Below are 23,442 nucleotides of genomic sequence, written 5' to 3' on the forward strand. Positions count from 1 at the left end.
ATGAAGAACTTCTTTGCCTCGCCGGATCTCGGGCGAACTGGCGACAAACCTGACCAACTACGGCGCCCGTCCTTTGGAAGCCGGAAGAATCAAGGGCGAATGGCAGCCCAAGGACTGCGCATCGTGCGAGTGCGGACAGTAATGGCATGGATGGACCTGCCACAAGCGGACAGCCGCAGTTCTCACAGCTTCTGTATCAGCCTTGTCCGCAGGTCCGCCAAAAGGGGTTGTGGCACAGCCTGATAGGGAGCAAGGCGGCCCTTGGGCCGCGTTGCTGATGCGCGCCTCAACCCTGGCGTAGTTTACGGGCGGCGTATCTCTGGTCGCGCATCGCTTTGCGCATCGCCTCGTCGTCAAGAACGCGGGCGATCCGTTGGTCCTGGGCACGCTCTCGGGCGTCAGCTTCGGCCGTGGCTGCCTTGGCAATGGCGGCCTCGCGCTCACGGGTTTCCGCTTCAAGACGAGCCTGTTCCTCGCGCTTTGCCTGGTCGCGGGCTGCCTGGCGTGCTTCCCGCGCTCTGGCAATCTCGATGCGCTCCTGCTCGCGCGCCTCGCGAAGAGGCTCCGCGGCTTCCTTCGCGGCCCGATAGGCCTGGAGAAGGGCGACTTTTGCGTCCATGGCCGTGCTACGGCGTTCGGACAGTTCGGTCTTTTTGGGGGTTCTCAAATCTTTGTTCCAGATAGTTTAGGTTGATCGCGGTCACGGCTTGGTATTGTCCTGCGCGTCCCTTGCAAGCCGGGCCTCGCGCAGCCTTTGGGTCTTTTCGTCCTGGACAGCCTTGATCGCGTCAAGCTCTTCAAAGGCCCGTTCGCGCGTCGTGGAGGGCGGGGGCGTCTTGCTGAAGTGACTTTCTGCCCGCTCACGCGGAGTCTGGTGGTCTGACATCATGCTGTCCCAATGAAAAGGGCGGCAACAAAAAAGGCCAGGCAAGCTGCCTGACCCGAATTTCGAAATGCCCCGTCAGCAGAAATCTGTCCCGCGTGCGACAAGGGCAATTCTCCGGTCTATGCGGCCTGAAGGCTGCATGCCGACATCTTGCCCGACTTGCGGTCGCGCTCCATGTCATAGGACAGCTTCTGGCCTTCGACGAGTTCGCCCAAGCCTGCGCGTTCGACGGCAGAAATGTGAACAAACGCATCCGGTCCGCCGTCGTCAGGCTGGATGAAGCCGAAGCCCTTGGCGGAATTGAACCATTTGACGATGCCGGTGGTCATGATGAACCCTTTCAAGGCAGGTGTGATAACCGCAACGCGATGGCGTGACGGCAAGGCATAACGACTTTGAAAGAGGAGATCAGCTCAGAGCGCGGTGCCAAACGCGCAACAATCATAGCTCGGCAGACAAATATCGGTAGCCTGCAGATAGGGCTGACCACTGCATTTGTCAATAGTTATCGATGCCGGTGTCGCCACCCGACGCAACTTCACCGTCGTCGCCAAAGTCGGCATGGGTTTCGTGCCGCCTTACGATGCAGTCCACTGGGTGGCCTGCAGGACAGGGAAATGCAACGGGGCGCAGCCGGGGCAAAGGCTTTCGGGCTGTCCTCCAAGCAGTTCTTTGGCCAATTGCGCGGTCTGGTTTCGTATGTCGGGAATGGCCGTGATTTCCCAGAAGGCCGCGCGGGACGCAGGACCGATGGCGAAGATGCGGGTTGATGGAATGCCATGGCGGTCCAGCAGCGCGGCCTCGGGGCTGACATCAAGCCCAAGCCGCAGCGGGTCGATGCGTGCGCGTCCGTCCCGCAGCAGGCTTGCCACGACCGGCGTTGCGTTTTCCTCGGGGTCGCGCCGGATACCCCGGCAGTCGATGATGCGCGCGGCCTTGACCCGCTGCTCGATCCCGCTGCCACGACATCGGATGACGGCCAAAAGCTGGCCGTCGCAATGTCGCTCGGCACCTTGGAAACTTGCCGCAAGAAGGCGGATCCGGCCGGTCCTGATCGCGGCACGGATCGGGGTCGCGCTTTCGGGGGGCAGGCGGTGGCGGTGAACCTCCCACCAGGGGGCGGCATGGCGCAGGAAACGAGAACGCTCGGCCAAGGGCAGCGCCTGCCAGATCGCCCGAAGATGCGGGCGCACCCCATCCACGGCATCGCGCCAACTGCCGCCCGCGTCCTCGGCTTGCCGGGCCAGGCCACGCAACCAGGCCATCATCTGGCTGACCGGCGCCCCGAAGGGAATGTCTTCGGCCGGGACAGCCAAGGGCTGCGTTTTCGCGTGCTCGCGCGGCAACTGGGCGCGCCGCGAGACGACCAGAATGTCGCCCCGGTGCCCACGGCGCAAAAGGCTGAGAACCTGATCCACCATCGACAGGCCCGATCCCACGATCACCACCCGGTCGTTGCGGTCGGGAAGTTCTTGCTGGTCCCAGGATCCCTGCACCAGTCCCTGGGGGTCCGGCTCGGGCAAGGCATGGCCCGTCGCCACGACCGCTTTATCGGCCCGGATGATGCGGCCATCGGACAGATGTGCCGTGACGCCCTTTGCGTCCTCGGTCAGGCCTACGCAGACATCGCGCAGGCAGCGCAGTCGGCGGGAACCCTCGCCCCGCGTCCATGGCTCGATCAGGCTGGCCATGTAGCTGCCATAGGTGGAGCGGCTTACGAAGCTGTCCCCTGCCTGCGGTCCGGCGGAAATGCCCTGTCGGGCGAGCCAGTCGCGGAAATGGTCTGGCTGGTCGGGAAAGGCGCTCATGCTGCTGGCGCGGGTGTTCAGCAGGTGGTCGGGGTCGCTGGTCGAATAGGCAATGCCGCAGCCCAGCATATGCCTGCCTTCGATGATGGTGACCTGGGCCTGACCCTGTGGTGCGCGCAGAAGATGGGCGGCCATCAGCACGCCGCTGGCCCCGCCGCCGATGATGACGACGTGGGGGCGGGCGCTGTCCGGCAGCGGGGCCAAGGGGGCTGCGGGGATGGGATCAAGCGTCATGGTTCCCCGCAGGATCAGAACAGCGCAGCGGCCAGAAGCGACAGGACCACCAGATCCGCCGCGATCACGATTGCGCAGGTGGCAAGACCCGCGCCCTGGTCTGCCTGGTCATCGGATGCGCCATGGCGCAGGTGCAGTTCGGTCTGGATGTCGGTCATCGAGGGCAGTCCGAAATCGATGATAGGGCAGGGATTGCCACGAGCTTCGGTTGGCGCGCTGTCCGGCCCGGCAGCCTGCGCCCAGTGTTGCCAATAAGACATGGGCGATCCGTCAAGGCGAAGAGCGATCAGGGTCTTGGACATGGCATGGTTCCTTCCGTCTGCTGGAATTACACTACTAGCTTTGTCGTGATTTATCCTTCCAAAGATACCCGGGCGGAGAGAAGATGAATCTCTGAAAGGGGGGTCATGTGGAGGTCATCGGCGGCGTCGGCTGGTCACGGACGAATTGCCAGGACAAGCGCGGCAAAGACTGCGTGACAAGATGTCTCTGTCTGCCTCGCCAGCCTTGCAAAGGGCAGGAAAGGGGTAAGGCAGGAAAGAACATTCCTACAATCCGCCTCGCCGCAAATAATTCTGTTCGCATGGGGCAGGATCTTTGGAATGGCCCTCGCCAAGGCTAACAGCCAATATCGACAAGATCAGTCGTTATTAGGAAAGCGCAATGCCCCAACGCATCATCGGCTTCTCGGGCAGCCTCAGCAGCCCCTCTCGAACCCGGGCTTTGGTCGATCTGGCCGTCTCTCGCACCGCCCGCCGCTTTGGCTGCACCGCAGCGACCTACGAGATTGCGGACCTGCAGCCGTCCCTGGGGCAGGCCCAGTCGATCGCCCAGCTGGATTCGCTGTCGCGCATGATCCTGGACACGATCCTGTCGGCGGACGCCCTGGTCGTGGGCACGCCGGTCTACAAGGGCAGCTTCACGGGCCTGTTCAAGCATATGATCGACCTGATCGATCCCGCCGCCCTTGCGGGCAAGCCGGTGCTGCTGACCGCGACGGGCGGCGGCAGCCGGCACGCCCTGGTGATCGAACACCAGTTGCGCCCGCTTTTCGGCTTTTTCGAGGCCGCGACCCTGCCCACCGGCGTCTATGCCGAACCCAGCGATTTCCACGAGGGCCAGCCTGCATCCGGTGCGCTGCTGGCGCGGCTTGACCGGGCAGTCGATCAGTTCGCGCCCTGGCTGTCCCAGACCCAAGCGGCCAGTTCCGCCGCCTGATCCTAGCAACCCGACCGGTCCGCATGAACCCGCCTTTCCGGCGGGGCGGTCCCCTTCACCCCGCAAAGGACTGACGACATGACACGCAAGATCCGCCTTGGCGCCTTCCTTCCCGGAGGCGGCCAGCATATCGCCGCCTGGCGTCACCCCGACCAGCCTGCCGACGGCGCCACCAGCCTTGCCTTTCACGCGGACCTCGCACGCGAGGCAGAACGAGGACTTTTCGACGCCTATTTTCTGGCCGACGGCCTTGCCGTGGCCTTTGGCGGCGGCATCGAGGGCGGCAATGCCAAGGTTGCAGGCTTCGAGCCGGTGACGCTGTTCGCGGCGCTTGCCCCCCTGACGAAGAACCTGGGCTTCATCGCCACCGCCTCGACCACCTATGAGGAACCCTACAACACCGCGCGCAAGTTCGCGTCGCTGGACCTGATCTCGGATGGCCGGGCGGGCTGGAACGTGGTCACCACCGCGACCGAGGCCGCCGCCCAGAACTTCAACCTCGACCGGCAACTGCCGCACGCCGACCGCTACAAGCGCGCGGCCGAGCATGTCGATGTGGTGAAGAAGCTGTGGGACAGCTTCGAGGATGACGTGTTCATCCGCGAAAAGGAAACGGGCGTCTTCTATGACACCGCCCGCGTCCACCATGCCGACCACCGGGGTGAGCATTTCAAGGTTCGCGGACCGCTGAACGTCAGCCGCAGCCCCCAGGGCCATCCGGTGATCGTGCAGGCGGGCCAATCCGAGGACGGACGCGGCCTTGCTGCCGCAACCGCCGAGGTGATCTTCACCGCCCATCAGCGGCTGGACACCGCGCAGGAGTTCTATCGCGACATCAAGGCCCGCGCCCGGGGCCTTGGGCGCGATCCAGGCCACATCCTGATCATGCCCGGCGTGTCACCCTTTGTCGGCCGGTCTGAAGCCGAGGCGCAAGAGAAATACGACCGCCTGACCAGCCTGATCCTGGAGGAAGACGGCGTCGCGCTTATCAAGGGCCTGACCGGCGGCTCGCTGGACCTGACGGGCCATGACCTCGACGGGCCGCTGCCGAAGCTGGAGCATACCGAAGGCAACCAGTCCCGGCAAACGCTGATCCGCCAGATCGCCGACGAAAACGGCTTCACGATCCGCCAGCTTTACCAGTGGGTCGCCTCGGCGCGGGGGCATTTCACCGTGGTGGGCACCCCCGCCCAGATTGCAGACACCCTGCAGGACTGGTTCGACAACGAGGGTGCGGATGGCTTCAACATCCTGCCGCCCTGGTTGCCGACGGGGCTGACCGATTTCGTGGACCTGGTGATCCCGGAGCTTCAGCGTCGCGGGCTGTTCCGCACCGAATATGAGGGCCGGACCCTGCGCGAGAACCTGGGCCTTCCTTATCCCGTCAACCGCCACGCCGCCGCCCGCGCGGCCGTGCAGGCAGCGGAGTAGGGGCCATGGCGCTGCAATCTCTCGACGCCCCCTTCGAAGGCAGATCCTCCTCGGGTGCTGCGATCCGGCGCCGGGTGGGGGCCGGGGCGCGGGGCTTTGCCTCGCGCTATGGGCTGCTGGCCGGATTTGTCGTGCTGTGGCAGGTTTCCTCCATGCAGGGCTGGGTGAACCCTGCCGTCTTCCCGCCCCTGGACAGCATCGCGACGGCCTTGTGGAAGGGCCTCGCCTCGGGCGCGCTGCTGGACGACATCGCGATCAGCCTGCAGCGGTCCGGGCTGGCCTTTGGCGCGGCGGTGGCGCTTGGCATCCCGCTCGGCCTGTTCATGGGCCAGATCGCGGCGGTGGAACGGGCGCTCGACCCGATCCTGCAACTGTTCCGGCAGACCTCGGCCTTGGCGCTTTATCCGGTGTTCATCCTGCTGCTGGGCCTGGGCGAGGCCTCCAAGGTCTTCGTCATCTTCTGGGCCACCCTATTCCCGGTCCTGCTGGCGACCATCGGCGGGGTGAAGCAGGTGGACCGCAAGCTGGTCGAGATGGCGCAGACCTTTGGCGCGGGCCGCCTGACCGTCTTTCGCCGCGTCGTGCTGCCCGCCTCGGTTCCCGCGATCTTCGTGGGGCTGCGGCTTTCGGCCACCACGGCGCTGCTGCTGCTGATCGCGGCCGAGATGATCGGCGCGAACAAGGGCGTGGGCTTTCAGGTGATGAATGCCCAGTACAACTTCCAGATCCCGCTGATGTTCGCGGCCATCTTCCTGCTGGCGGGCCTGGGCCTTGCCGCGAACCTTGTCCTCGTCCTGTTGCAGCGGCGGCTGTGCCGCTGGGCCGAAGTGACGCGCTGATCCATCATTTTCCAAGGAACACGACCATGACCCTTTCGCTTCGCAATCTTGCCCTGACCACTGCCCTCGGCCTTGCTTTTGCAGACGCTGCCCAGGCCGAAGTGACGATCCGCTATCTCGCCAGCCACGGCGGGCTGTCCGCCCACGAATTGGCCCAGGAACTTGGCTATTTCGAGGGCACCGGAATCACCTTGGAAAACGTGGGCTATGCCAGGGGCGGGCCAGAGTCGCTGATGGCATTGGCGGGCGGCAGCGTCGAACTGGGCAGCGCCGCCACGGCGGCCGTCCTGAACTCGATCGCGGGCGGCAATGATTTCGTCGCGGCCTATCCCTCGAATGGAATCAACGACGAGGCACAGTCGATCTTCTATGTGCTGGAAGACAGTCCCATCCGCAGCATCGAGGACATCGCCGGCAAGACCGTCGCGGTGAACACACTGGGTGCCCATCTCGACTATACTGTGCGCGAGGCGCTGCACCAGAAGGGACTGCCGCAGGACGCGGCCAACCTTGTCACCGTGCCAGGCCCGCAACTGGAACAGGTGCTGCGCTCGGGGCAGGTCGATGTAGCGGCCTTCGGCTATTGGCAGACGACCTTCGAGGGGGCGGCGCGGCAGAACGGGGGCCTTCGGGCGGTCTTCGACGACACCGACATATTGGGCGAGATCGCGGGCGGCTTTATCGTTCTGCGCCGCGACTGGGTGGACGCCCATCCCGCCGAGGCCCGGGCCTTTGTCGACGGTTCGGCCAGGGCGCTTGACCATGCCCGCGATAATCCCCAGGAAACCCGCGCCATCTTCGCCCGCCTGCTGGAGGAACGTGGCGAGAACCCCGAGGTTGCCCAGTTCTTCAAGGGCTATGGCGTGCGCGAGGGCGGCCGCGCCACGGAACACGACCTGGGCTTCTGGATCGACGTTCTGGAGCGCGAGGGCCGCCTGGAACCCGGCAAGCTGAAGGCGGCGGATATCCTGTTCGCCCCGGCCCAGGACGTGGCGGCCAAGTGATGGGTGTGCATCAACCTGTCGCGGGCGGAGCGGTCACGATCCGCGACCTGTCCAAGTCCTTCACCCTGAACCGAGCCTCGCTTCCAGTCCTGCAGGGCATGAACCTTGGCATCAGGCCGGGCGAAAGCCTGGCCGTCGTCGGCCCCTCGGGCTGCGGCAAGACCACGCTGCTGCGGATCCTGGCGGGATTGGAAAGGCCGGACCGGGGCGAGGTGCTGATTGACGGGCGTCCTGTTCATGGCGTCGGAACGGAGCGCGCGATCATCTTTCAGGAACCGCGCCTTCTGCCCTGGCTGACGGTCCTGGGCAATGTCGCTTTTGGATTGGAGGCACACGGCATCACCCGGGCGAAGGCCCAATTGCAGGCCCGCTACTACATCCGCCTTGTAGGCCTGACCGAATTCGAGGACGCATATCCCACCCAACTTTCAGGCGGCATGGCGCAACGCGTCGGCATTGCCCGTGCGCTGACCGTGCAACCCGAAATCCTGCTGCTGGACGAACCCTTGGGCGCCCTGGACGCGATGACCCGGATCACTATGCAGGATGAGCTTGCCCGCATCTGGCGAGAACAGCAGGTGACAATGATCCTGGTCACGCATGACCTGGAAGAGGCAATCTTTCTTGCAGACCGGGTGCTGGTAATGCCACGCGAGAAGGGCACTGTCCCACGCCTGATCGACATCGACCTGCCTCGCCCCCGCGACCGCAGCGAAAGCCGCTTCGTGGCCATGCGCCGACGGCTTATGGCGGAATTTGGCCTGCATTGAGGTTCTTCGGCATCGTTTGGCGTCCGGCGGCGGCTTGATATACAGCCTTTCGGTGCGCGCTAATTCATGCGTATTGATCAGACGTGCCAATAGAGGCGGCGTTGGCAGTTTGACCGAGGCCGGTCTGGCGCTCATGCCTTGCCAATCAAAGACCCAGCGACGCTGATGCTTTGGCAGTCGCTCGGTCGGATCGACCTATTTCTGGGGCGATTTCAGCACTGTCAACCGCCTGTGGTTCCTGCTGGGCCAAGTGACTTATGCGTCGGCCGACATCGGGACTCTGCCCGGGCGGAAGCGAGAACTCTCACAAGACCTCGCTTGCCGTGCAGAAGCGGCTGCTGGTGGGCCTTTTCAGCTTGCGCCTGGGCCACAACCTCAGTTCGGACGGGCTTCTCGCCGGTTTCTCCATCAACACGTTCCGAGGCGACATGATCGAATATATCCGTTGACGCTGGTGGGGCTTCAGCACAGTTTCGGTTTTGAGACTCCTTCCGCAAACGCGCCCGGTCGATGGTCCGCCAGCTTATCCAGGACCGGCGAATGTCGCCATCGGTTGCCAGGATGCCACAGTCCGGCTCGCCCGCGATGTGACGCTCGTGCCGGGGGAACTCGATGCAGGCAGGAAAGGCCATTGCCGGAACATGCAGGTTGTAGATCGTCCAGAACAGCACGACCCACTTTCCGTCGCCCGCATCCTGGTGCGAGAAGCCGTCGAAGAAGATGCTCAATATCAGTGCGACGGCTGTAAGCGCCAGCAGGATCAGGAATGGCATCATTATTTGCCACTGCACGGTGATCTTCGTGCGGTCGCCGCCCTTGGGGATGACCGCGAACGAGTGACCCTTGAGCTTGAACAGCCCGTGAAGGCGGCGCGGCTGATGGGGATTGCGCCAATCAGTTGGCCCACGTCGTGCAGGATCCGCACCACCATGCCCCACGTCGGAGCCCGCTGCACCTACCAGCATCTCGGGGGCCAAAGGTCCGCGAGAACTCGACGCTTTGGCGGGGATTTATGATAAGCCCCCTACAGGGCAATGCTCTGTCAATAAGCAGGTGGTTGTCGTGGTTGCCGGCCTGGGTTTGCTTGATTGCGATCATCCAGGGCTCGCCTCACCTGGTCTATTCCTGCTTGCGGGACAGTCCGTCATGCCAGCGGCCAAGGCTGTCGGTCCGAATGCTGTAGGCAATGCGAAAGCAGAACACGAGGTGCCCGGGAAGCGTTCGCTGACCTGCTGCGCCATGGAAAGGATTCTGCCACGAGGAAGCGCGAAGCTACGGTGACCGATACGAAGCATCCGGCAGTAATCAACACAGCGCCGCAGGCCACGGGTCTGATCAAGCCCACAAAGAAATGCAGGCGTTTCGAACATGGGGGTGTTCTATGTTCGAGGTTCTGGCCGGGACGGGGCAATAGGCAAACCTATCCGAGTCAAACTCTATCTAAGGTTGTGCTTAACCAAGAATGCTGATATTGTTACGAGACTGGTCGAGCGTGATCGGCCTTCGATTGACAGTATGTCGTCTGAATAGGTTGCCCGCATGTCCACACGATCTTCATGGCTCGCTGCTGACAAAATTCGTCCGCACAAACGGTCGAACACTCTCCGAAGGCGGCTGTTCACCAGTCCTTGAACGCGTTCTCGCGCGGCAAGAAACCGATCCCTGACATTGACACCCCCACATTTCGCTTTGCGCCGAAGTTTTCGACGCTGACTTGCCATTCCCGTTCTTGGGCTGACACAGGATAGACCATGCCGACGACATTCAATTGGATTTACCTTGGAATTCCGCGTAGTTCCCTGGGCACAGCTGTTATTGTCGATCCTTTGGAAACGACTTCAGGGGCCGAGAATGCGGCCGGCCTGCTGACTGCCCAAAATAACCTGGGTCCGCGGGTCTTCGGTTCGTTGGACACGCCGCTTTACGGCAACATCACGTCTGCCACGATGATCAATCGGTCCGGCGAAGCGAACGCGTTGGAAACGAACACCGCATTAGGCAGCCAGGTTGACCAGTTCTCGACCAATATCGGTGCAGGAACCCAGACGTTCAATTTCGATGCGCTCGTCAATTATACGGGCACCGTGACCTATGCAGATGGCACGACGGCGACCAACGTGACATTGCAGCTTGTCCAGGCCGAAACAGGCGAACTGTTTCTGGCACCGCCTGCTTCGACAGCAACGAATGCGTCCCTCACAGCCAAGCCCATTGCTTCCATTCGGCTGGATGCGGTCGCAAACAACAACGTAAACCTGCTGGTCGACCGTCAGCTTGGCATCTTCGACGACGGGTTCGTAGATGGCACAAGCGGAAACGACTCGATCGGTGCAGGTTATATTGAACCAGGCACAAACGGTTCGGACCAGATTGACGGTGGAGACGGCATTTCCAGTCCGGCAACCGGCTTCAACGATGACCGCATTCGTGCGGGCGCCGGCAACGACACGATTGACGGTGGCCTTGGAAATGACCTCATCGACGCCGGCGATGGCAATGACCTGGTCAACCTGACCGGCACCTTCGGCAACGACACGATCACCGGGGGAACGGGCAGCGACACGCTGTCGGGCGCCGCGCTGGCGGGCGCGAGCACCGTGACCTTCAACGGCGGCACCGGCACCCTGGTCAACGGCGGCAGCACCGCCAGCTTCAACACCATCGAGGCGGTCACCACTGGCGCGGGCGCCGACACCGTCACCATCACCGCGGAGTTGCCATTGGAGCGCCATTGGTCCGAGCGACAATGGCGACGCCTCGGCATCCAACTGGCGACGGCCGGAGCGCAGGCCACGATTGAGGGCCCGGTCGAAGCCCAGATCCTTCCAGAGCTCATGAAGGGCGAAGACGTCGCCATAGGTCCTCGCACTTTCCGAGACGACCTCGCTGCAGGTGTTCTCCGCCCGCCCGAGCACTCGGTTGAGCCCGTTGATCAGCGGATCGAGCCTTTGCGGCGTGAGATCATCGATCCGGCCGAGATTTGCGATAACCCGATGGCGCACCTTCCCGGCCTCGTCGCGGAAGCCTTCAACAAGCTGGAGGTAGCGGCGACCGCCGGACAGAGTAATCTTCGTATACATGCCGCAACGGTATCGCGAATTGGCCGAGATTTGCGACGACCCGATGGCGCACCTTCCTGGCCTCGTCGCGGAAGCCTTCAACAAGCTGGAGGTAGCGGCGACCGCCGGACAGAGTGATCTTCGTATACATGCCGCAACGGTATCGCGAAACCTGGCAGCAAATCAAAGGAATAAAACGAACAACGTGCCACAACAGAAAACGCGGAGAACGCCTCGTCCTCGACTGCTAACCCATTGTTTCCACATAAGCGAGACGTTCAATCAGGATCAAAATGCCGCCGGAACTGTCGAACTTCGGATATCCTGGTCGACGAGCCGTGCTCGGCAGCATCTCTTTTTCCACCTTGTCGCTGAATGCCCAATCTCCCCAGACGTCGCTGCCTCAGCTATCCTCGGTCAGGCGCGCGAAGCTGAGATCGATACTGGCATGCATGCCCTTGGTCGTGAAGTGCCGCGCGAGGGATCCGTCCAGCTGATCCTGCAGGGCCAGTTCACACATGACCGTGCCAAAGCCCTGTCCGGGAACGGACGGCCCTGCTTGCACCGGTGCGAAGGTCTCCTCCCAGTGGATGATCAGGCGATCTTCCCGGCGCTCGCTGGTGATGGCCAGTCGCCCGGTCTTCCGGGACAGGGCGCCGTATTTGACCGCGTTCGTGCAAAGCTCGTAGAAGACCAGAGCCAGCGGTGTAACCGCAGCCCGGCCGACCAGGACATCCTCGACGGCCAGGTTGACCGGCAGCGATCCCCCAAAAGGCTCAAGGATCGCCTCAATCAGCCCGCGCAAGGGGCGTTTCTCCGAGACAGGGGTGCCGTCCAGAGAGGCAGCGGGCGCTGTGAGGGAATGGACAGCAGCCAAGGCCAGGAAGCGGCCCCGCATCTGGCCGACGAGGTCGTCCACCGTGGAGGTCTGCCGGGCACAAAGGTTCAGCAAGCCGCTGGCGATTGCGAAGCTGTTGCCGACCCGATGCTTCATCTCTGACAAGAGCAGACGCTGCTGCTCGATGGCACGCTGCTGGGCGGTGATGTCTCGGGCGATCTTGGAGGCGCCGACGACCTGGCCCCTTCCGTCTCGGATTGGCGAGATGGTTACCGAGATCGGGAACAGCTCGCCGTTCTTCTTGCGCCGCACCGTCTCGAAATGCTGGATGCGCTCGCCCCGGCGCAGCCGGCTGATGAAGTCCACCTCCTCATGCTGCCGGTTCTCGGGGATGATCAGCGTGATGGACCGGCCCAGCACCTCATCGGACCGATAGCCGAACATGCGCTCTGCGGCGGGGTTCCAGCTCAGGATGATGCTGCCCAGATCCTTGGCGACGATTGCATCATCGGAGCCCTCCACGATCGCCGCGAAATGCTGCTGCAGGTTCTCGTCCAGAAGCGACATGGTGATATCCCGGTGACGGCGTGCAAACGCAGTTGAAGCGCAATCTGGAGCAGGAACGCAAGAGCATGTTGCCGCGCGCGTCACCGTCGAGATATTTCTATTCGATACGGCCTTGAGCCACTATTCCTAATCGTGGGGCGGGGCAGCGGAGACAGCTATGGATCTTGACGAACTCTACCGCGTGCTGCGTGGCTCGCATGTCCAGGCCGTCAGTATTGTGAACACGCTGCGCGATCCGCTGGTGGTGCTGGATGACGACTTCCGTGTCCTGAGCGCCAGCCCGGCCTTTTATCGGACGTTCTCGACCAACCGCGACGAAACGATCGGAACGACCTTTGCCGATCTCGGCAATGGCCAGTGGAACATTCCCGACCTGACCTTTCTGTTGGAAGAGGTGATCCCGAAAGCCACCTCAGTCGTGGACTACGAGGTGCGGGCAGCGTTTCCGCATCTGGGATCGCGCACCATGCTGGTGAGCGCCCAGCGGCTGAGCCATCCCGACAATGGCCAACGCATCCTGCTCCTGACCATCGTGGACGCCACCGAGAAGCGGCAGGCGGAGGAGGAGAAGGACATCCTCATCGGGGAGCTGGGTCACCGGATCAAGAACCTGATGGCGGTGACCCGGGCGATTGCCCGGCGCACGGAGGTGGAGGGACGCAGCGCCGCACAATACCGCAACGACTTCCTCGGCCGCTTTGATGCCCTGGGCCGCTCACTGGCTGTCTCCAGCCAAGCGACCGAAGCAGACCTGGCACAGCTGGTTTGCGCGGTGATGGAGCCTTATCTTGAGGACACACACGCCATCACGCTGAAAGGGCAGGGGGCCATTGCCCTACTGCCCAGGCAGGCCATGTCCATGGGCATGATCCTGCATGAACTGGCCACGAACGCACTCAAGCACGGCGCCCTGTCCGTTCCAGGCGGACACCTGGACCTTTTTTGGAGCCTTGCCGAAGACGAGAACGGCCATCCCGAGGTTCATCTTTGCTGGCGAGAAAGCAACGGACCGGAAGCCTTGCCGCCTGAAGTTCGCGGCTTTGGAACGCAGCTGATCCAGTTTGCCATTCAGCATGATCTCAAGGGCCAAGCGGAACTGAGCTACCGGCAAGACGGTTTGGTGGCTGATCTGAGATTTCCCCAGTCCAGTCCTTGAAGGCGCCGATGTCTGACAAGTCCCCTCAGCGCCTTCTGGACAGCCGCGCTTCGGTGTTGATTGTCGAGGACGAGATGATGATCGCCCTCGATATCCAGATGATGCTTGAGGACAACGGCTACCAGGTCGTGGGACCGGCGGGATCGGTGGACAGTGCCCTGCGTCTTCTTGACGACATCCGCCCCGATGTCGCGGTGCTTGACGGCAACCTGCGCGGCCGTCCGGTGGTGCCGGTGGCCCAGCGGCTGCGCAGCCTGGAGATCCCCTTTGTGCTCTCCTCGGCTTATGACATCTTCACCTTCGACGGCAGCGAGGCCCTAGCCGGAGCCGAGAATGTCCAGAAGCCGGTCTCCGAGGGCCGCCTGATCGCGGCGTTGCAGCGGGCGCTTGCATAGAGAGAGGCTTCGGGAGGCATCGCAGAATGCAGATCAGGATCAGTTCCCAGACCGGACGGAGGGTTTCCTCATCGTCGGAAGGCAGCGCTTGTGTGTGGCAGGACGGGTCAGTTCCAGGCGCATGGCCTCGAGTTCCGCGATCTGCCGCTCGATCCGCCACAGTGTGTCTGCCTTGTCTTCGTCCGTCATCGGGATGCGGCCGATGTTTGCGCGGCAGAGGATCAGCGTGCTTCCGGCAGCCGACAGGTTGACCTGCAGAGCTTCATGGGTCGTGACGCGGTAACTCATCGGGGCCTCCTTTTCCTGCCCGCATTCTAGGTGCGGCGGTTTAAGGAAAGGCTAACCGTCACGTCGCCGTGCCAGGAAGGAAAGCCTCGTCGGGACAAGCAAGGTGATGATCTTTGCCGAAACCCATTGCCCAGTGCGCGAAGCGAACCTCGTTTTGTTTTGGGCGCAGGTCACTGACGAACTTCGTTTTACTCAGACTTGAGAGACTGTGTGGCCGATGCCCCCTCAGGGAACCGCAGCTACCGCCAGTGCAAACATGATGATGGCATCCAGAAACATGACGGCGAGCGAGATCAGGAAGTTGACCATGAGAGGAGTCCTTGATGGATGAGGTTCTCCTCTTCAACGAAAAATGCCGCATCTGGATCCTCGACTTGTCCCAAAGGACATTTTCGGCAGTCCTATGAAAGCATGGGCTTATATTTTTCTATCGAATTCACAGGATCACGCTCAACCGGCACCGTTCCCGAGTGGCTCAGGCCATTGTCCTTCGGGGAAGGATCTTCCGGAGATGCTCATGGACAACATAGGCGGTGAAAGGCTTGCTGATGAATTCGGCATCCGCAGGCATATCGTCTGGGTCCGGCGTCATGCCTGTCGAGGCAACCAAGATAGCGATCTCCGGCCATTCCTGGGCACAAAGGCGTGCCGGGTCAAACCCGGTCATCTTGCCGCTGTCTCGACCTGAGAACGACGGCGATAAATTAGCGCACAAGGGCGGTGTCAGGAAGTTCGGCTTTTACATCGACAAACAGAAAAAGAGAAATATCCTCCTCTTGGACAGGCAGGCGGTTCACATGCTGATTGCCTGATCGCTTTCGCAAAGGACGCCAAGAAAACAAGAACAATCACCAACAGGAGGGAAAAATGAGGACTGTCCTTGCAGTCACGGTTGGACTGGCAGCGTCGGGCCTTGCCGCTCAGGCCGAGGAGATCAACGTCTTGTCATGGGGAGGCGCCGTCGCAGCCGCCCAGATGGAAGCCTATCACAAGCCCTACATGGCCAAGACCGGCATCAAGATCAATTCGCTCGATGCCGACAATCCCGCCGTTCCCATCAAGGCGCAGGTGGAAGTCGGCAACGTGACCGTGGACATCGCCGATGTCGAGCCTTCGGATCTCGTCCGGCTCTGCGACGAGGGTTTGCTGGAGCAGCTTCCCATCGAGGAACTTCCTGACGGCAGCGACGGAACAAAGGCGGCTGATGATTTCATCGAAGGCGGCCTTTACGACTGCGGCGTGGGTATCCTCGTTTATTCCACAGTGATCGGATACCGCTCTGATCAGCTGGAAGGTGTCACGTCGGCCAGCGACTTCTTCGATCTGGAGAAATTTCCGGGCAAGAGGGGCCTGCGCAAAGGCGCGAAGTTCTCGCTGGAACTGGCGCTGATGGGCGATGGCGTTGAACCAGAAGATGTCTACAAGGTTCTGGAAACACCCGAGGGGGTCGACCGGGCCTTCGCGAAGCTGGATACCATCAAGAATGACACCGTGTGGTGGGAAGCCGGGGCGCAGCCCGTCCAGCTTCTGGCCGATGGCGAGGTCGTCATGACTACGGCATATAACGGGCGGCTTTTTGATGCCGCCATCAACGAGAACAAGCCTTTCGAAATCCTCTGGGACAACCAGATCCTCGACTTTAATCTTTACGTGATCCCGAAGGGCGCGCCCAACAAGGATGCGGCCTGGACCTACATCAAGTGGGCCACTCAAAGCGAGCGGCAGGCCGATCTGACGCGTTACATCAGCTATGGGCCGGTGCGGAAATCGGGCTCCGAAGGGATAGGCGTCTACAAGGACGACAAGACCAAGATGGCAACCTATCTTCCGACCTACCCGGAATACCTGGAGGACGCCTTGACCTCGGATGTCGAGTTCTGGGCGAACTATGACACCGAGCTGAGCGAACGGTTCAACACCTGGCTGGCGAACTGATAATGAGGTGGCGGCAGTCGATCTGCTGCCGCCTATATTTCTGCCGAGGAAGAATGATGGTGGACAATGCTTGACGTGGTGCGATCCTTGTCATGATGCATGTCGGTGTGATCGGGGCAGGGGCGGTCGGGCTTGCCTGCGCCTTCCATCTTCGACGCGCGGGATACCGGGTCACCCTTGTCGATGAAACGGGCGCGGTATCCGGGGCTTCTTACGGCAATGCGGGAACATTCGCCCCCTATGCCTGCATTCCGGTCAACAACCCATCGGTTTTTCCCAATATCCCGCATTACCTGCTGTCGGGTGACAGCCCGTTTCGCATCAGGCCGACCTATGTGCCGCGGATGCTGCCCTGGCTGGCATCGTTCCTGCGCCATTCGGCCGCCGCCCGCTCGCGGGCCTCATCGGCGGCCTTGGCCACGCTGCTCCTCAGGGCACAGTCCGGGTGGGATCCCATCTTGGACAGGCTGGGGCGTGACCTGATCGACGGGCAGGAATGCCTTTATCTTTATGAAACCCAAGCCGCGTTCGAGGCCGCTCGGCCAGAGCTGGAGTTTCGCCGGGAACTCGGGGTGGCGTTCGATCTGCTGGCGCGGGCAGATATCTCTGCCATGGAGCCGGCACTGGCGCCGCGTTTCACGCAAGGGGTGCTGTTCCGGGGAAGCTGGCGCTTTCGATCGCCGCACCGCTTGCTTTTGCAACTTGCCGAATGCCTCGCGCAAGATGGCGTGCCCCTGATCCGCGAGGAAGCGTGCAGGATTGAGGCCGAAAATGCGGGCGCGATCCTGCACGTCAGGTCCGGAACAGCGCTTTCCTTCGATCAGATCGTCCTTGCTGCAGGGGCAAAGTCCCGCGCCCTGGCAGCAAGCTGCGGCGACAGCATCCCGCTGGACACGGAACGAGGCTATCACGTCGCCTTTCAGACTGGCGAAGGCCTGTTGTCCCGGCCCTGCGGTCTGGCAGAACGAGGCATCTACATGACGCCGATGATGGGGGAATTGCGCGCCGCCGGCACGGTAGAGTTGGCGGGCTTCACCCCAAGGCGCAGCGCGGGCCTCTTGAGCCATATCGGATCCTCGGCTCGCGCGGCAGTGCCCGCCCTGAGTGGTCCCACCACCACCTGGCTGGGCTTTCGCCCCACCTTGCCAGACGGCTTGCCGGTTCTTGGTTTTGCCCGCCGATCGAAGCGGGTGATCTATGCCTTCGGGCATCAGCATGTGGGCCTGACACTGGCCGGCATAACCGGCGAGATTGTTGCCAGCCTTGCAGCGGGACAGCCCCTGAAGACCGATATCACGCCTTTTCTTTGTGATCGGTTCGTCCGCAGGTGAGCCAAGTGCATTGTAGACACAGATGCTTAAGCCCAAATGTCCGCTCTAAGTGGAGGATAGTTCAATGCGACTTCCATTGCGGTCGGGCGTGATAAGTGGTCCGGGTTCTGGGCTTCTCCGTAAGCTGCCGAGCCCAGTTCATTAGGATATGCAGCAGAATACACAGTGCTTGCTGTCCGAATTAAAAAAACGATCCGCGCAGAGGGCTACGACTATGTTGGCGCCGGTCAGGAGCGTTCGAACAGGCTATTGTTAGGACAACTGCTGCGCGATCAATGATTCCGCGGCGGGTTTGTGTCATCACACCCCATATCCGTGGGTGTGCAGCTTAGGGTTGAACAGGCCCTTGGCGGCCGCGCAGCAAAAAGCCCCGCCGGGCGGGGCGGGGCAAGCTGAAACAAGGCACTCGGGACGACACACTCGGCACAAAACCACCAAGGAACACTGTAAGAACGTTCCAAGGCGTAAAATGTTCCGAAATTGCCATTAAATTCAGTAACGTACAACTTAAAAAAGATTTTCGTCCCATGCACCTGAACGGCACCGGCGCCGGTTCATTAACCATAGCGGGACAATCTCAGCCATTAACAACCTTGAGTTGTCCATTTGGACAAGTTGCCGGGCGCGTCACCTTCCAGCATAACACCCCCATCAGCCGAGCGGCCTTTGTGTTGTGTGTTTTCCGAGTTCTGCCGCTCGGCGCTTCCTGACCAAGATGAGCCGCAATCCGAAGGATCGGATCGGGCGGTGACGCGTTGGAACGGTGTTACCTAAAAAAAGGGGGCCGACATGGTCAATGCAAGCGAGATCAAGGAGCACATGGAAATCGTCGGCGCGGACGGCGTTCACGTCGGCAAGGTCGATCACGTCGAGGGCGACCGCATCAAGATGACGCGCAAGGACGACGAACACGGCCAGAAGGATCAGCACCACCACTATGTCCAGTTGTCGGCGGTGGCATCCTGCGACGGTGGCAAGGTCTGGCTGTCGGCCGATGCCGCGAACGCGCGTCAACTATTCCAAGAACAGGACGGATCGCCCGTCAACCACTCGGGCTGAGGCCGGTATCTGGAAGGGGTGCGCGAAGACCGCGCATCCCTTGCCCACTACAGTCTGACTAGCTGGCCTGCGAGTTCTTCAGAGCGGACAGAAGCCGCTGCGCCGTTTCCTCGGAGGAGCCTGGGTTCTGACCGGTGATCAGAAGACCATCCTGAACCACATAAGAGGCCCAGTCGTCTGCCCGCGTGAAGCGTCCGCCTTTTGCGGCCAGTTCATCCTCCACAAGGAAGGGAACGATCCGGGTGAGACCCACGGCCTCCTCTTCGGTGTTGGTAAAGCCCGTGACCTCCTTGCCTTCAATAAGAGGCTTGCCATCTTGCCCCTTCACGTGCCGCAGAACGCCGGGTGCGTGGCAAACCAGGGCAACGGGTTTGTCAGCGCCGATGAACGTCTCGATCAGCGAGATTGAGGCAGGATCCTCGGCAAGATCCCAGAGCGGACCGTGACCGCCCGGATAGAAAATGCCATCGAAGTCATCCGGGTTGATGGACGACAGCTTTTCAGTCGAAGCCAGCTTCGCCTGGGCCTCGGCGTCGGCCTCGAAGCGGTTGGTTGCGTCGGTCCTGGAGTCAGGCTCGCTGCTCTTGGGGTCCAGCGGCGGCTGGCCGCCCTTTGGAGATGCCAGCACGATCTCGGCACCCGCATCCTTGAAGACGTAGTAGGGCGCAGCAAGCTCCTCCAGCCAGAAGCCGGTCTTCTTGCCGGTATTTCCCAGTTGATCATGGGAGGTGAGAACCATGAGGATCTTCATAATACGCTCTTTCTCTTCATTACCTTTTCGAAGACCATCCCTTCGACGTCGTAGCCTTGCAACGATTGCATGTATCGGCTCCGCTTCATTCGAAAGGTCCTTCGCTGACCCGTGTCAGGAACGCCTTGCGCCCCGTGCAGTTCCTGCTCCTGGTGGTCGCGACAGTGCTGCCCTTGGCAGTCTTGGGCGCCTTAGCAGGCGGCGCCAGGATCCTCGCGGCGGGATGCTGGTCATAGCCGAGTTCGGTTAGGACCATTTCGAAATGCTCCGCCGCCATTCGGTCAGCTTCTTCCCACAGACTGCCATGACAATCCGGCACCCCCTCTTCGTTGACGCTGGAGCCAATGGAACGCGTCGCAGGAATGCCATGTTGATTTTTTCCAAACGAAAGGCGTCTGACATGAACACGTTCCTTATCAGCAGCGCCGTCGCGCTCGCTCTGACATCGACACATCTCGCTGCTGGCCCGATCCATGCCGAGGGCGCTATCGCACCCCTCGGAGGCACGTCCGTGGAGCAGCTCTGGCTGGCCAAGGACAACAACGGCAAAGGGAACGGCAAGGCGATGGGGAAGGGCCACGGCAACCGCGGTTCCGACAGGGCCCATGGCCGCAACGAACAGCCCGGAGCAGGGAAGGGGAGGGATCATCCCGGCAGTCGCGCCGGAAGGCCCGACCCTGCTGGCGGGCCGAAGCTCAAGTCGGACAGCAAGGCCGTCGAGCATGCATCGCGGGGACATGGAAACAGCCGCCGCGGATTTACGGCAGCAGAGCGTGAAGAGGTTCTGGGCCGGTTTATCTCGACGCCGGCTCCTGTCAGGCGAGACATGAAACGCCTTCTCGCCGCAACAGCGCTTGCAGTGGTCACACCGCAGCTGCTTATCGCCGATATTCCTGACGATGAGCTGATCGCCTATCGCAATTGTCCGCCGGGCCTTGCAAAGAAGGATCCGCCTTGCGTCCCGCCCGGCTTGGCAAAAAAGGGCGTAACCTACGACGAATGGGCGTCCTATGATCAGGATGACTATGACACGATCTGGGTCGAGCGCCGGGACGAATGGCTCAGGTCCGAGCCCGACGTCGATCCCGACCCTGAGCTTCTGCTTTTGCAATCGGACCAGATTGCGACGCTCTTTGACCTTGATCCTGCACCCGATGGCCATCGCTATGCTCTGATCGACGGCATGCCTGTTCTGCTCGACGAGAAGGATTATGACGCGTTGCTTCTTGTGAACCAGATGGCACAGGTGGCGGACCTTGCGGGAGGAACGCCGATCGCCCCGACGGCAGCCCTGACTCAGGATGAACTGGCCAGTGTCTACCGTCTGCCGCAATTGGGCCATGATGAGAACTATGCCGTTGTGAACGGGCAAGTCGTGCGGCTGAACGATAGCAACTACGAGCTTCTTCAGATGATCCGCGTGGCACGGGCCATTCTGTGAACAAGAAAGACCCGCCTGGCAGAGCGGGTCTTCGTTTCTTGCCATGGTCAAGATGAAGGCTAGCAACACTGCAGGGGTAATAACAACAGGCTTTTTACAACTTAGGCGTGTTATGGGTTTGCAGCTCCTGAAGTGGTGCTTCTGTGCTTGGAGAAGGAAGAGGCGTTATCGTGCGAGTCGCAGGACGTCTTTGCCATGAGGGGTCCTGTCGCGGCCACGGCGGGCAAGAGGCCCAGACCCTGATGAGGGACTTTATGCCCCTGAAGGCCGGCCGAACAGCAGCAAGCCTGCGGGCGGACATAGCGGCTCCGGGCTCCAGCGGAACCTTGACCACGTCCATGCGTTCAACATCCCGAAGCCCAGTGGCCGGCGGATGCGGTCACAATTTCATCTCTCCCTCCTTTGATGCCCGGCGTCCTAGCGCCGGGCTTTCCTTTTCAGCCTCGGCCATGGGGGTGATCACATGTGAGGTGATTGGGGTGATCCAGTGCGGGTGTATCATCGGGTGGCTGAGAATTGACGCCGCGTGAAAGGGTCAGACTGCACCGTTTGTCGAGGTCACGTCTGCGAAGGTTGGCTGACAGGCAAAGGATAGTCTGACGCCAGGAAGAACATCAGCTTCAACAGCTATTTCTCCTGCCTGCTCGACAAGCGCGATGCCGGAGGCTCGAAGTCGTCGGGCCAGGTGCTCCAGGTCCGGCACCTGGACGGTGAAGCCCACGAAGACTGGGGCCATGCCTTGGTCCACGGTGATCGCGCCCCCGGACAAAGGGACGTGCGTCGGATCTGCCACCGGCGATCCGGTGAAAGCCGACAGAAAGCCCGCATGATCTGCGGGATGCGCCGCGGCTATCGTGACGCCCGTGATGGCGGTGGCGCCGTTCGGATGGCGCTGCAGGGCCTCGTTCCAGAAGGCCTCGGGGAAATGCTGCTGGCATGTGAAGAAGCCAAGGTCGGGTGCCTGGCTGTCCATGGCAAAGGCCAGGCTGAAAGCGACATGCGTGGCGCTGCCGTCGGGGCGCCTGCCGGTCCGCTCGAACCGGAAAGGGGCGAAATCCCCAATCCCGTCCTGCGCAAAGCACGCGGCGTCGGCTATGGCATCGGCGCTGCTCAGCACCAGCATCGCCAGTCCTTCACGCCGCTGCAGGTAATCGCGCACGAACGCGCCGAAGCTGAAGTGGCCCGGTGCGTGCAGCGGGATGTCCGCATCCTCGGGCACCGTGATCAGCTCGATGAATGACTGCCGGAACTGGATGATCCGGTTCTCGGTCCCCCAGGGGTGGCGGTTGCGCGGCCCGACCTGAAAGCCAAGGCGGGCGTAAAGATCGGCGGCCCCGTCCAGATCCCGGACAGCAACCACGACATGATCGATATGACGCATCGCGTGCTCCTTCAGTCCGCACCCTTTTCAAGCGGTTCCGGCCGCCGTCCTTCAGGCAAGATCTTCAAGAGGTGCTCGCGAACCACATCAGGAGTGAAAGGCTTGCTGAGGAACGCCGCGCCGTCTGGCATGTCTCCAGGGCCGGGCGTCGTGCCCCCCGAAGCCACCAGGATCCCGATATGCGGCCAGTCCTGCGCGCATCGTCGCGCCAGGTCGAACCCGGTCATCTTGCCCGGGGGCATGCTCACGTCCGTGAAGAGCAATTGCACGTTCTGGCCGAACGTGTCGAGAAGTTCCACAGCCTGCTCACCCGTCGCGGCCTCGTAGCAGCGAAACCCCGCCTCCTTCAGGATCTCGCAGGCGTCCATCCGGATGAGCGCGTTATCGTCTGCCACAAGGGCATAGGGGCTGTGCCGGTCCATTTCGTCTTGTCCTTTTCAGTCACAGACAAAAGGGCTGCAGCCGGGCGTGAGTTCCGGTCATTCACATGTTACTTGACACGCATCCCGGCCCCGGTGACGTCATGCGGATGCAATACTTGACAATCCTCTATCGGAGTGAAGCGCTTACGCCGAAAGGGGGCTCTGCCGAGCGAGACATCCTAGCCACATCGCGGCGCAAGAATGCCGTAGCCGGGTTGACCGGCTTCCTGCATCGCGAAAGCGACATCTATTATCAGTGGCTGGAGGGCCCAGAAGCTGAAGTCCTGAAAGCCTTCGACAGGATCAGGTCAGACAACAGGCACGGTGATGTCGAGGTCCTGGACCGGCAGCAGACGGAAACCCGCAGCTTTCCGACATGGTCGATGGGTTATGGCACCTCGAAGACGACCTCCCTCTTCGACTGGGCGGCCGATCACGATGCACCCCTTCACCCGCCCCGGGCTTCCGACATTCTGGCATTCATGAAGGAATGTGCTGAACGGCAGAGGTAAGATGTAGGCTGCGGCCTGGACCAAGCTGGGTGCGAGCGGGAGCCTTGGCAAGCCCGAGGGAAGTTCATCAGCCTGTTGGCACAGCGCATCGAATTTCTCATCTTTGAGGATCCGCGA

26 protein-coding genes and 2 pseudogenes are annotated in these 23,442 nt (G+C 61.8%); 14 read left to right on the top strand and 14 right to left on the bottom strand.

The genetic code is table 11. From position 1 onward, the window contains the following. Positions 1–286: 286 nt before the first annotated feature. From Q5701_RS18835 to Q5701_RS18855, 5 genes are all read right to left on the bottom strand, one after another. Positions 287–667 (bottom strand): DUF6481 family protein, encoded by a 381-nt coding sequence (locus Q5701_RS18835; RefSeq protein ID WP_306752494.1) that lies wholly within the window; start codon positions 665–667, stop codon positions 287–289. Positions 668–700: 33 nt separating this feature from the next. Further along, on the bottom strand, positions 701–889 hold the full coding sequence (locus Q5701_RS18840) for a hypothetical protein (RefSeq protein ID WP_306752495.1): 189 nt from the start codon (positions 887–889) through the stop codon (positions 701–703). Positions 890–1,005: 116 nt separating this feature from the next. Next, positions 1,006–1,215 carry a cold-shock protein gene (locus Q5701_RS18845; RefSeq protein WP_234855649.1) on the bottom strand — a complete coding sequence of 70 codons (210 nt, stop codon included), beginning with the start codon at positions 1,213–1,215 and terminating at the stop codon, positions 1,006–1,008. Between the two features lie 249 nt (positions 1,216–1,464). Beyond that, positions 1,465–2,928 (bottom strand): FAD/NAD(P)-binding protein, encoded by a 1,464-nt coding sequence (locus tag Q5701_RS18850; RefSeq protein ID WP_306752496.1) that lies wholly within the window; start codon positions 2,926–2,928, stop codon positions 1,465–1,467. Positions 2,929–2,942: 14 nt separating this feature from the next. After that, complete coding sequence (locus tag Q5701_RS18855) at positions 2,943–3,230, bottom strand: hypothetical protein (RefSeq protein ID WP_306752497.1); 288 nt, start codon at positions 3,228–3,230, stop codon at positions 2,943–2,945. A gap of 361 nt (positions 3,231–3,591) precedes the next feature. Between Q5701_RS18855 and msuE the strand changes: the two genes are divergently transcribed. From msuE to Q5701_RS18880, 5 genes are all read left to right on the top strand, one after another. After that, complete coding sequence (gene msuE / locus Q5701_RS18860; RefSeq protein ID WP_306752498.1) at positions 3,592–4,146, top strand: FMN reductase; 555 nt, start codon at positions 3,592–3,594, stop codon at positions 4,144–4,146. 78 nt (positions 4,147–4,224) lie between these two features. After that, a complete protein-coding gene (locus Q5701_RS18865; RefSeq protein ID WP_306752499.1) occupies positions 4,225–5,577 on the top strand; it encodes an LLM class flavin-dependent oxidoreductase in 1,353 nt (450 codons plus the stop codon). 5 nt (positions 5,578–5,582) lie between these two features. Next, complete coding sequence (locus Q5701_RS18870) at positions 5,583–6,416, top strand: ABC transporter permease (protein ID WP_306752500.1); 834 nt, start codon at positions 5,583–5,585, stop codon at positions 6,414–6,416. A gap of 26 nt (positions 6,417–6,442) precedes the next feature. After that, on the top strand, positions 6,443–7,420 hold the full coding sequence (locus Q5701_RS18875) for an ABC transporter substrate-binding protein (protein ID WP_306752501.1): 978 nt from the start codon (positions 6,443–6,445) through the stop codon (positions 7,418–7,420). Further along, positions 7,420–8,190, top strand: a complete 771-nt coding sequence (locus Q5701_RS18880; RefSeq protein WP_306752502.1) for an ABC transporter ATP-binding protein — start codon at positions 7,420–7,422, stop codon at positions 8,188–8,190. The genes Q5701_RS18875 and Q5701_RS18880 overlap by 1 nt, the downstream gene beginning before the upstream one ends. Before the next feature lie 221 nt (positions 8,191–8,411). On the opposite strand, the gene Q5701_RS18885 is transcribed toward Q5701_RS18880, so the two are convergent. Continuing rightward, complete coding sequence (locus tag Q5701_RS18885) at positions 8,412–9,155, bottom strand: hypothetical protein (protein ID WP_306752503.1); 744 nt, start codon at positions 9,153–9,155, stop codon at positions 8,412–8,414. 981 nt (positions 9,156–10,136) lie between these two features. Here Q5701_RS18885 and Q5701_RS18890 point away from each other — a divergent pair. Continuing rightward, positions 10,137–10,760 (top strand): annotated as a pseudogene (locus Q5701_RS18890) (calcium-binding protein); the annotation flags it as partial. Between the two features lie 183 nt (positions 10,761–10,943). On the opposite strand, the pseudogene Q5701_RS22960 reads toward Q5701_RS18890, so the two are convergent. The 3 genes and pseudogenes from Q5701_RS22960 to Q5701_RS18895 form a co-directional block, all read right to left on the bottom strand. After that, positions 10,944–11,270: pseudogene (locus tag Q5701_RS22960) on the bottom strand (IS1634 family transposase N-terminal domain-related protein); the annotation flags it as partial. Then, on the bottom strand, positions 11,218–11,400 hold the full coding sequence (locus Q5701_RS23155) for an IS1634 family transposase N-terminal domain-related protein (protein ID WP_507185103.1): 183 nt from the start codon (positions 11,398–11,400) through the stop codon (positions 11,218–11,220). The gene Q5701_RS23155 and the pseudogene Q5701_RS22960, both read right to left, overlap by 53 nt. A gap of 252 nt (positions 11,401–11,652) precedes the next feature. Further along, entirely contained in the window at positions 11,653–12,654 is a 1,002-nt protein-coding gene (locus Q5701_RS18895) for a sensor histidine kinase (protein ID WP_306752504.1), read from the bottom strand. Positions 12,655–12,811: 157 nt separating this feature from the next. Here Q5701_RS18895 and Q5701_RS18900 point away from each other — a divergent pair, with 157 nt between their 5' ends. Both Q5701_RS18900 and Q5701_RS18905 read left to right on the top strand, forming a co-directional pair. Next, positions 12,812–13,810 (top strand): sensor histidine kinase, encoded by a 999-nt coding sequence (locus Q5701_RS18900; protein ID WP_306752505.1) that lies wholly within the window; start codon positions 12,812–12,814, stop codon positions 13,808–13,810. Positions 13,811–13,818: 8 nt separating this feature from the next. Further along, positions 13,819–14,205 carry a response regulator gene (locus Q5701_RS18905; RefSeq protein ID WP_306752506.1) on the top strand — a complete coding sequence of 129 codons (387 nt, stop codon included), beginning with the start codon at positions 13,819–13,821 and terminating at the stop codon, positions 14,203–14,205. A 39-nt stretch (positions 14,206–14,244) separates the two neighbouring features. Here the strand turns inward: Q5701_RS18905 and Q5701_RS18910 are convergent, their stop codons facing one another. Then, complete coding sequence (locus Q5701_RS18910) at positions 14,245–14,493, bottom strand: hypothetical protein (protein ID WP_306752508.1); 249 nt, start codon at positions 14,491–14,493, stop codon at positions 14,245–14,247. 548 nt (positions 14,494–15,041) lie between these two features. Between Q5701_RS18910 and Q5701_RS18915 the strand changes: the two genes are divergently transcribed. The 4 genes from Q5701_RS18915 to Q5701_RS18930 all read left to right on the top strand — a co-directional run bounded on the left by Q5701_RS18915 (position 15,042) and on the right by Q5701_RS18930 (position 18,818). Beyond that, positions 15,042–15,305 carry a hypothetical protein gene (locus Q5701_RS18915; RefSeq protein ID WP_306752509.1) on the top strand — a complete coding sequence of 88 codons (264 nt, stop codon included), beginning with the start codon at positions 15,042–15,044 and terminating at the stop codon, positions 15,303–15,305. Positions 15,306–15,360: 55 nt separating this feature from the next. Further along, positions 15,361–16,428 (top strand): polyamine ABC transporter substrate-binding protein, encoded by a 1,068-nt coding sequence (locus Q5701_RS18920; RefSeq protein ID WP_306752511.1) that lies wholly within the window; start codon positions 15,361–15,363, stop codon positions 16,426–16,428. 92 nt (positions 16,429–16,520) lie between these two features. Further along, positions 16,521–17,759: an NAD(P)/FAD-dependent oxidoreductase gene (locus Q5701_RS18925; RefSeq protein WP_306752512.1), complete on the top strand. Its 1,239-nt coding sequence runs from the start codon at positions 16,521–16,523 to the stop codon at positions 17,757–17,759. A 789-nt stretch (positions 17,760–18,548) separates the two neighbouring features. Next, positions 18,549–18,818 (top strand): DUF2171 domain-containing protein, encoded by a 270-nt coding sequence (locus Q5701_RS18930; RefSeq protein WP_306752513.1) that lies wholly within the window; start codon positions 18,549–18,551, stop codon positions 18,816–18,818. A 58-nt stretch (positions 18,819–18,876) separates the two neighbouring features. Here Q5701_RS18930 and Q5701_RS18935 read toward each other — a convergent pair whose 3' ends face one another. Both Q5701_RS18935 and Q5701_RS18940 read right to left on the bottom strand, forming a co-directional pair. Then, entirely contained in the window at positions 18,877–19,569 is a 693-nt protein-coding gene (locus tag Q5701_RS18935; RefSeq protein WP_306752514.1) for a type 1 glutamine amidotransferase domain-containing protein, read from the bottom strand. 85 nt (positions 19,570–19,654) lie between these two features. After that, positions 19,655–19,846, bottom strand: coding sequence for a hypothetical protein (locus Q5701_RS18940; protein WP_306752515.1), 192 nt, complete (start codon positions 19,844–19,846; stop codon positions 19,655–19,657). 123 nt (positions 19,847–19,969) lie between these two features. On the opposite strand from Q5701_RS18940, the gene Q5701_RS18945 reads away from it, so the two are divergent. Beyond that, the gene (locus tag Q5701_RS18945; protein WP_306752516.1) at positions 19,970–21,010 is read left to right on the top strand and encodes a hypothetical protein; all 1,041 of its coding nucleotides are present in this window, start codon (positions 19,970–19,972) and stop codon (positions 21,008–21,010) included. 535 nt (positions 21,011–21,545) lie between these two features. Here the strand turns inward: Q5701_RS18945 and Q5701_RS18950 are convergent. Continuing rightward, positions 21,546–22,391, bottom strand: a complete 846-nt coding sequence (locus tag Q5701_RS18950; protein WP_306752517.1) for a VOC family protein — start codon at positions 22,389–22,391, stop codon at positions 21,546–21,548. Positions 22,392–22,402: 11 nt separating this feature from the next. Then, positions 22,403–22,813, bottom strand: a complete 411-nt coding sequence (locus Q5701_RS18955; RefSeq protein ID WP_306752518.1) for a response regulator — start codon at positions 22,811–22,813, stop codon at positions 22,403–22,405. A 107-nt stretch (positions 22,814–22,920) separates the two neighbouring features. On the opposite strand from Q5701_RS18955, the gene Q5701_RS18960 reads away from it, so the two are divergent. Next, on the top strand, positions 22,921–23,325 hold the full coding sequence (locus Q5701_RS18960) for a BLUF domain-containing protein (RefSeq protein WP_306755443.1): 405 nt from the start codon (positions 22,921–22,923) through the stop codon (positions 23,323–23,325). The last annotated feature ends 117 nt before the right edge of the window (positions 23,326–23,442 follow it).

The organism is Paracoccus actinidiae (genome assembly GCF_030863885.1).
Taxonomy (GTDB): domain Bacteria; phylum Pseudomonadota; class Alphaproteobacteria; order Rhodobacterales; family Rhodobacteraceae; genus Paracoccus; species Paracoccus everestensis.

Excerpts from the sequence above, each read along its gene's own strand:
- Q5701_RS18840 (WP_306752495.1), bottom strand. The coding sequence starts at position 889 with ATGATGTCAGACCACCAGACTCCGCGTGAGCGGGCAGAAAGTCACTTC.
- Q5701_RS18845 (WP_234855649.1), bottom strand. The coding sequence starts at position 1,215 with ATGACCACCGGCATCGTCAAATGGTTCAATTCCGCCAAGGGCTTCGGC.
- Q5701_RS18850 (WP_306752496.1), bottom strand. The coding sequence starts at position 2,928 with ATGACGCTTGATCCCATCCCCGCAGCCCCCTTGGCCCCGCTGCCGGAC.
- Q5701_RS18855 (WP_306752497.1), bottom strand. The coding sequence starts at position 3,230 with ATGTCCAAGACCCTGATCGCTCTTCGCCTTGACGGATCGCCCATGTCT.
- msuE (WP_306752498.1), top strand. The coding sequence starts at position 3,592 with ATGCCCCAACGCATCATCGGCTTCTCGGGCAGCCTCAGCAGCCCCTCT.
- Q5701_RS18865 (WP_306752499.1), top strand. The coding sequence starts at position 4,225 with ATGACACGCAAGATCCGCCTTGGCGCCTTCCTTCCCGGAGGCGGCCAG.
- Q5701_RS18870 (WP_306752500.1), top strand. The coding sequence starts at position 5,583 with ATGGCGCTGCAATCTCTCGACGCCCCCTTCGAAGGCAGATCCTCCTCG.
- Q5701_RS18875 (WP_306752501.1), top strand. The coding sequence starts at position 6,443 with ATGACCCTTTCGCTTCGCAATCTTGCCCTGACCACTGCCCTCGGCCTT.
- Q5701_RS18880 (WP_306752502.1), top strand. The coding sequence starts at position 7,420 with ATGGGTGTGCATCAACCTGTCGCGGGCGGAGCGGTCACGATCCGCGAC.
- Q5701_RS18885 (WP_306752503.1), bottom strand. The coding sequence starts at position 9,155 with ATGCTGGTAGGTGCAGCGGGCTCCGACGTGGGGCATGGTGGTGCGGAT.
- Q5701_RS23155 (WP_507185103.1), bottom strand. The coding sequence starts at position 11,400 with ATGTATACGAAGATCACTCTGTCCGGCGGTCGCCGCTACCTCCAGCTT.
- Q5701_RS18895 (WP_306752504.1), bottom strand. The coding sequence starts at position 12,654 with ATGTCGCTTCTGGACGAGAACCTGCAGCAGCATTTCGCGGCGATCGTG.
- Q5701_RS18900 (WP_306752505.1), top strand. The coding sequence starts at position 12,812 with ATGGATCTTGACGAACTCTACCGCGTGCTGCGTGGCTCGCATGTCCAG.
- Q5701_RS18905 (WP_306752506.1), top strand. The coding sequence starts at position 13,819 with ATGTCTGACAAGTCCCCTCAGCGCCTTCTGGACAGCCGCGCTTCGGTG.
- Q5701_RS18910 (WP_306752508.1), bottom strand. The coding sequence starts at position 14,493 with ATGAGTTACCGCGTCACGACCCATGAAGCTCTGCAGGTCAACCTGTCG.
- Q5701_RS18915 (WP_306752509.1), top strand. The coding sequence starts at position 15,042 with ATGAATTCGGCATCCGCAGGCATATCGTCTGGGTCCGGCGTCATGCCT.
- Q5701_RS18920 (WP_306752511.1), top strand. The coding sequence starts at position 15,361 with ATGAGGACTGTCCTTGCAGTCACGGTTGGACTGGCAGCGTCGGGCCTT.
- Q5701_RS18925 (WP_306752512.1), top strand. The coding sequence starts at position 16,521 with ATGATGCATGTCGGTGTGATCGGGGCAGGGGCGGTCGGGCTTGCCTGC.
- Q5701_RS18930 (WP_306752513.1), top strand. The coding sequence starts at position 18,549 with ATGGTCAATGCAAGCGAGATCAAGGAGCACATGGAAATCGTCGGCGCG.
- Q5701_RS18935 (WP_306752514.1), bottom strand. The coding sequence starts at position 19,569 with ATGAAGATCCTCATGGTTCTCACCTCCCATGATCAACTGGGAAATACC.
- Q5701_RS18940 (WP_306752515.1), bottom strand. The coding sequence starts at position 19,846 with ATGGCGGCGGAGCATTTCGAAATGGTCCTAACCGAACTCGGCTATGAC.
- Q5701_RS18945 (WP_306752516.1), top strand. The coding sequence starts at position 19,970 with ATGAACACGTTCCTTATCAGCAGCGCCGTCGCGCTCGCTCTGACATCG.
- Q5701_RS18950 (WP_306752517.1), bottom strand. The coding sequence starts at position 22,391 with ATGCGTCATATCGATCATGTCGTGGTTGCTGTCCGGGATCTGGACGGG.
- Q5701_RS18955 (WP_306752518.1), bottom strand. The coding sequence starts at position 22,813 with ATGGACCGGCACAGCCCCTATGCCCTTGTGGCAGACGATAACGCGCTC.
- Q5701_RS18960 (WP_306755443.1), top strand. The coding sequence starts at position 22,921 with ATGCAATACTTGACAATCCTCTATCGGAGTGAAGCGCTTACGCCGAAA.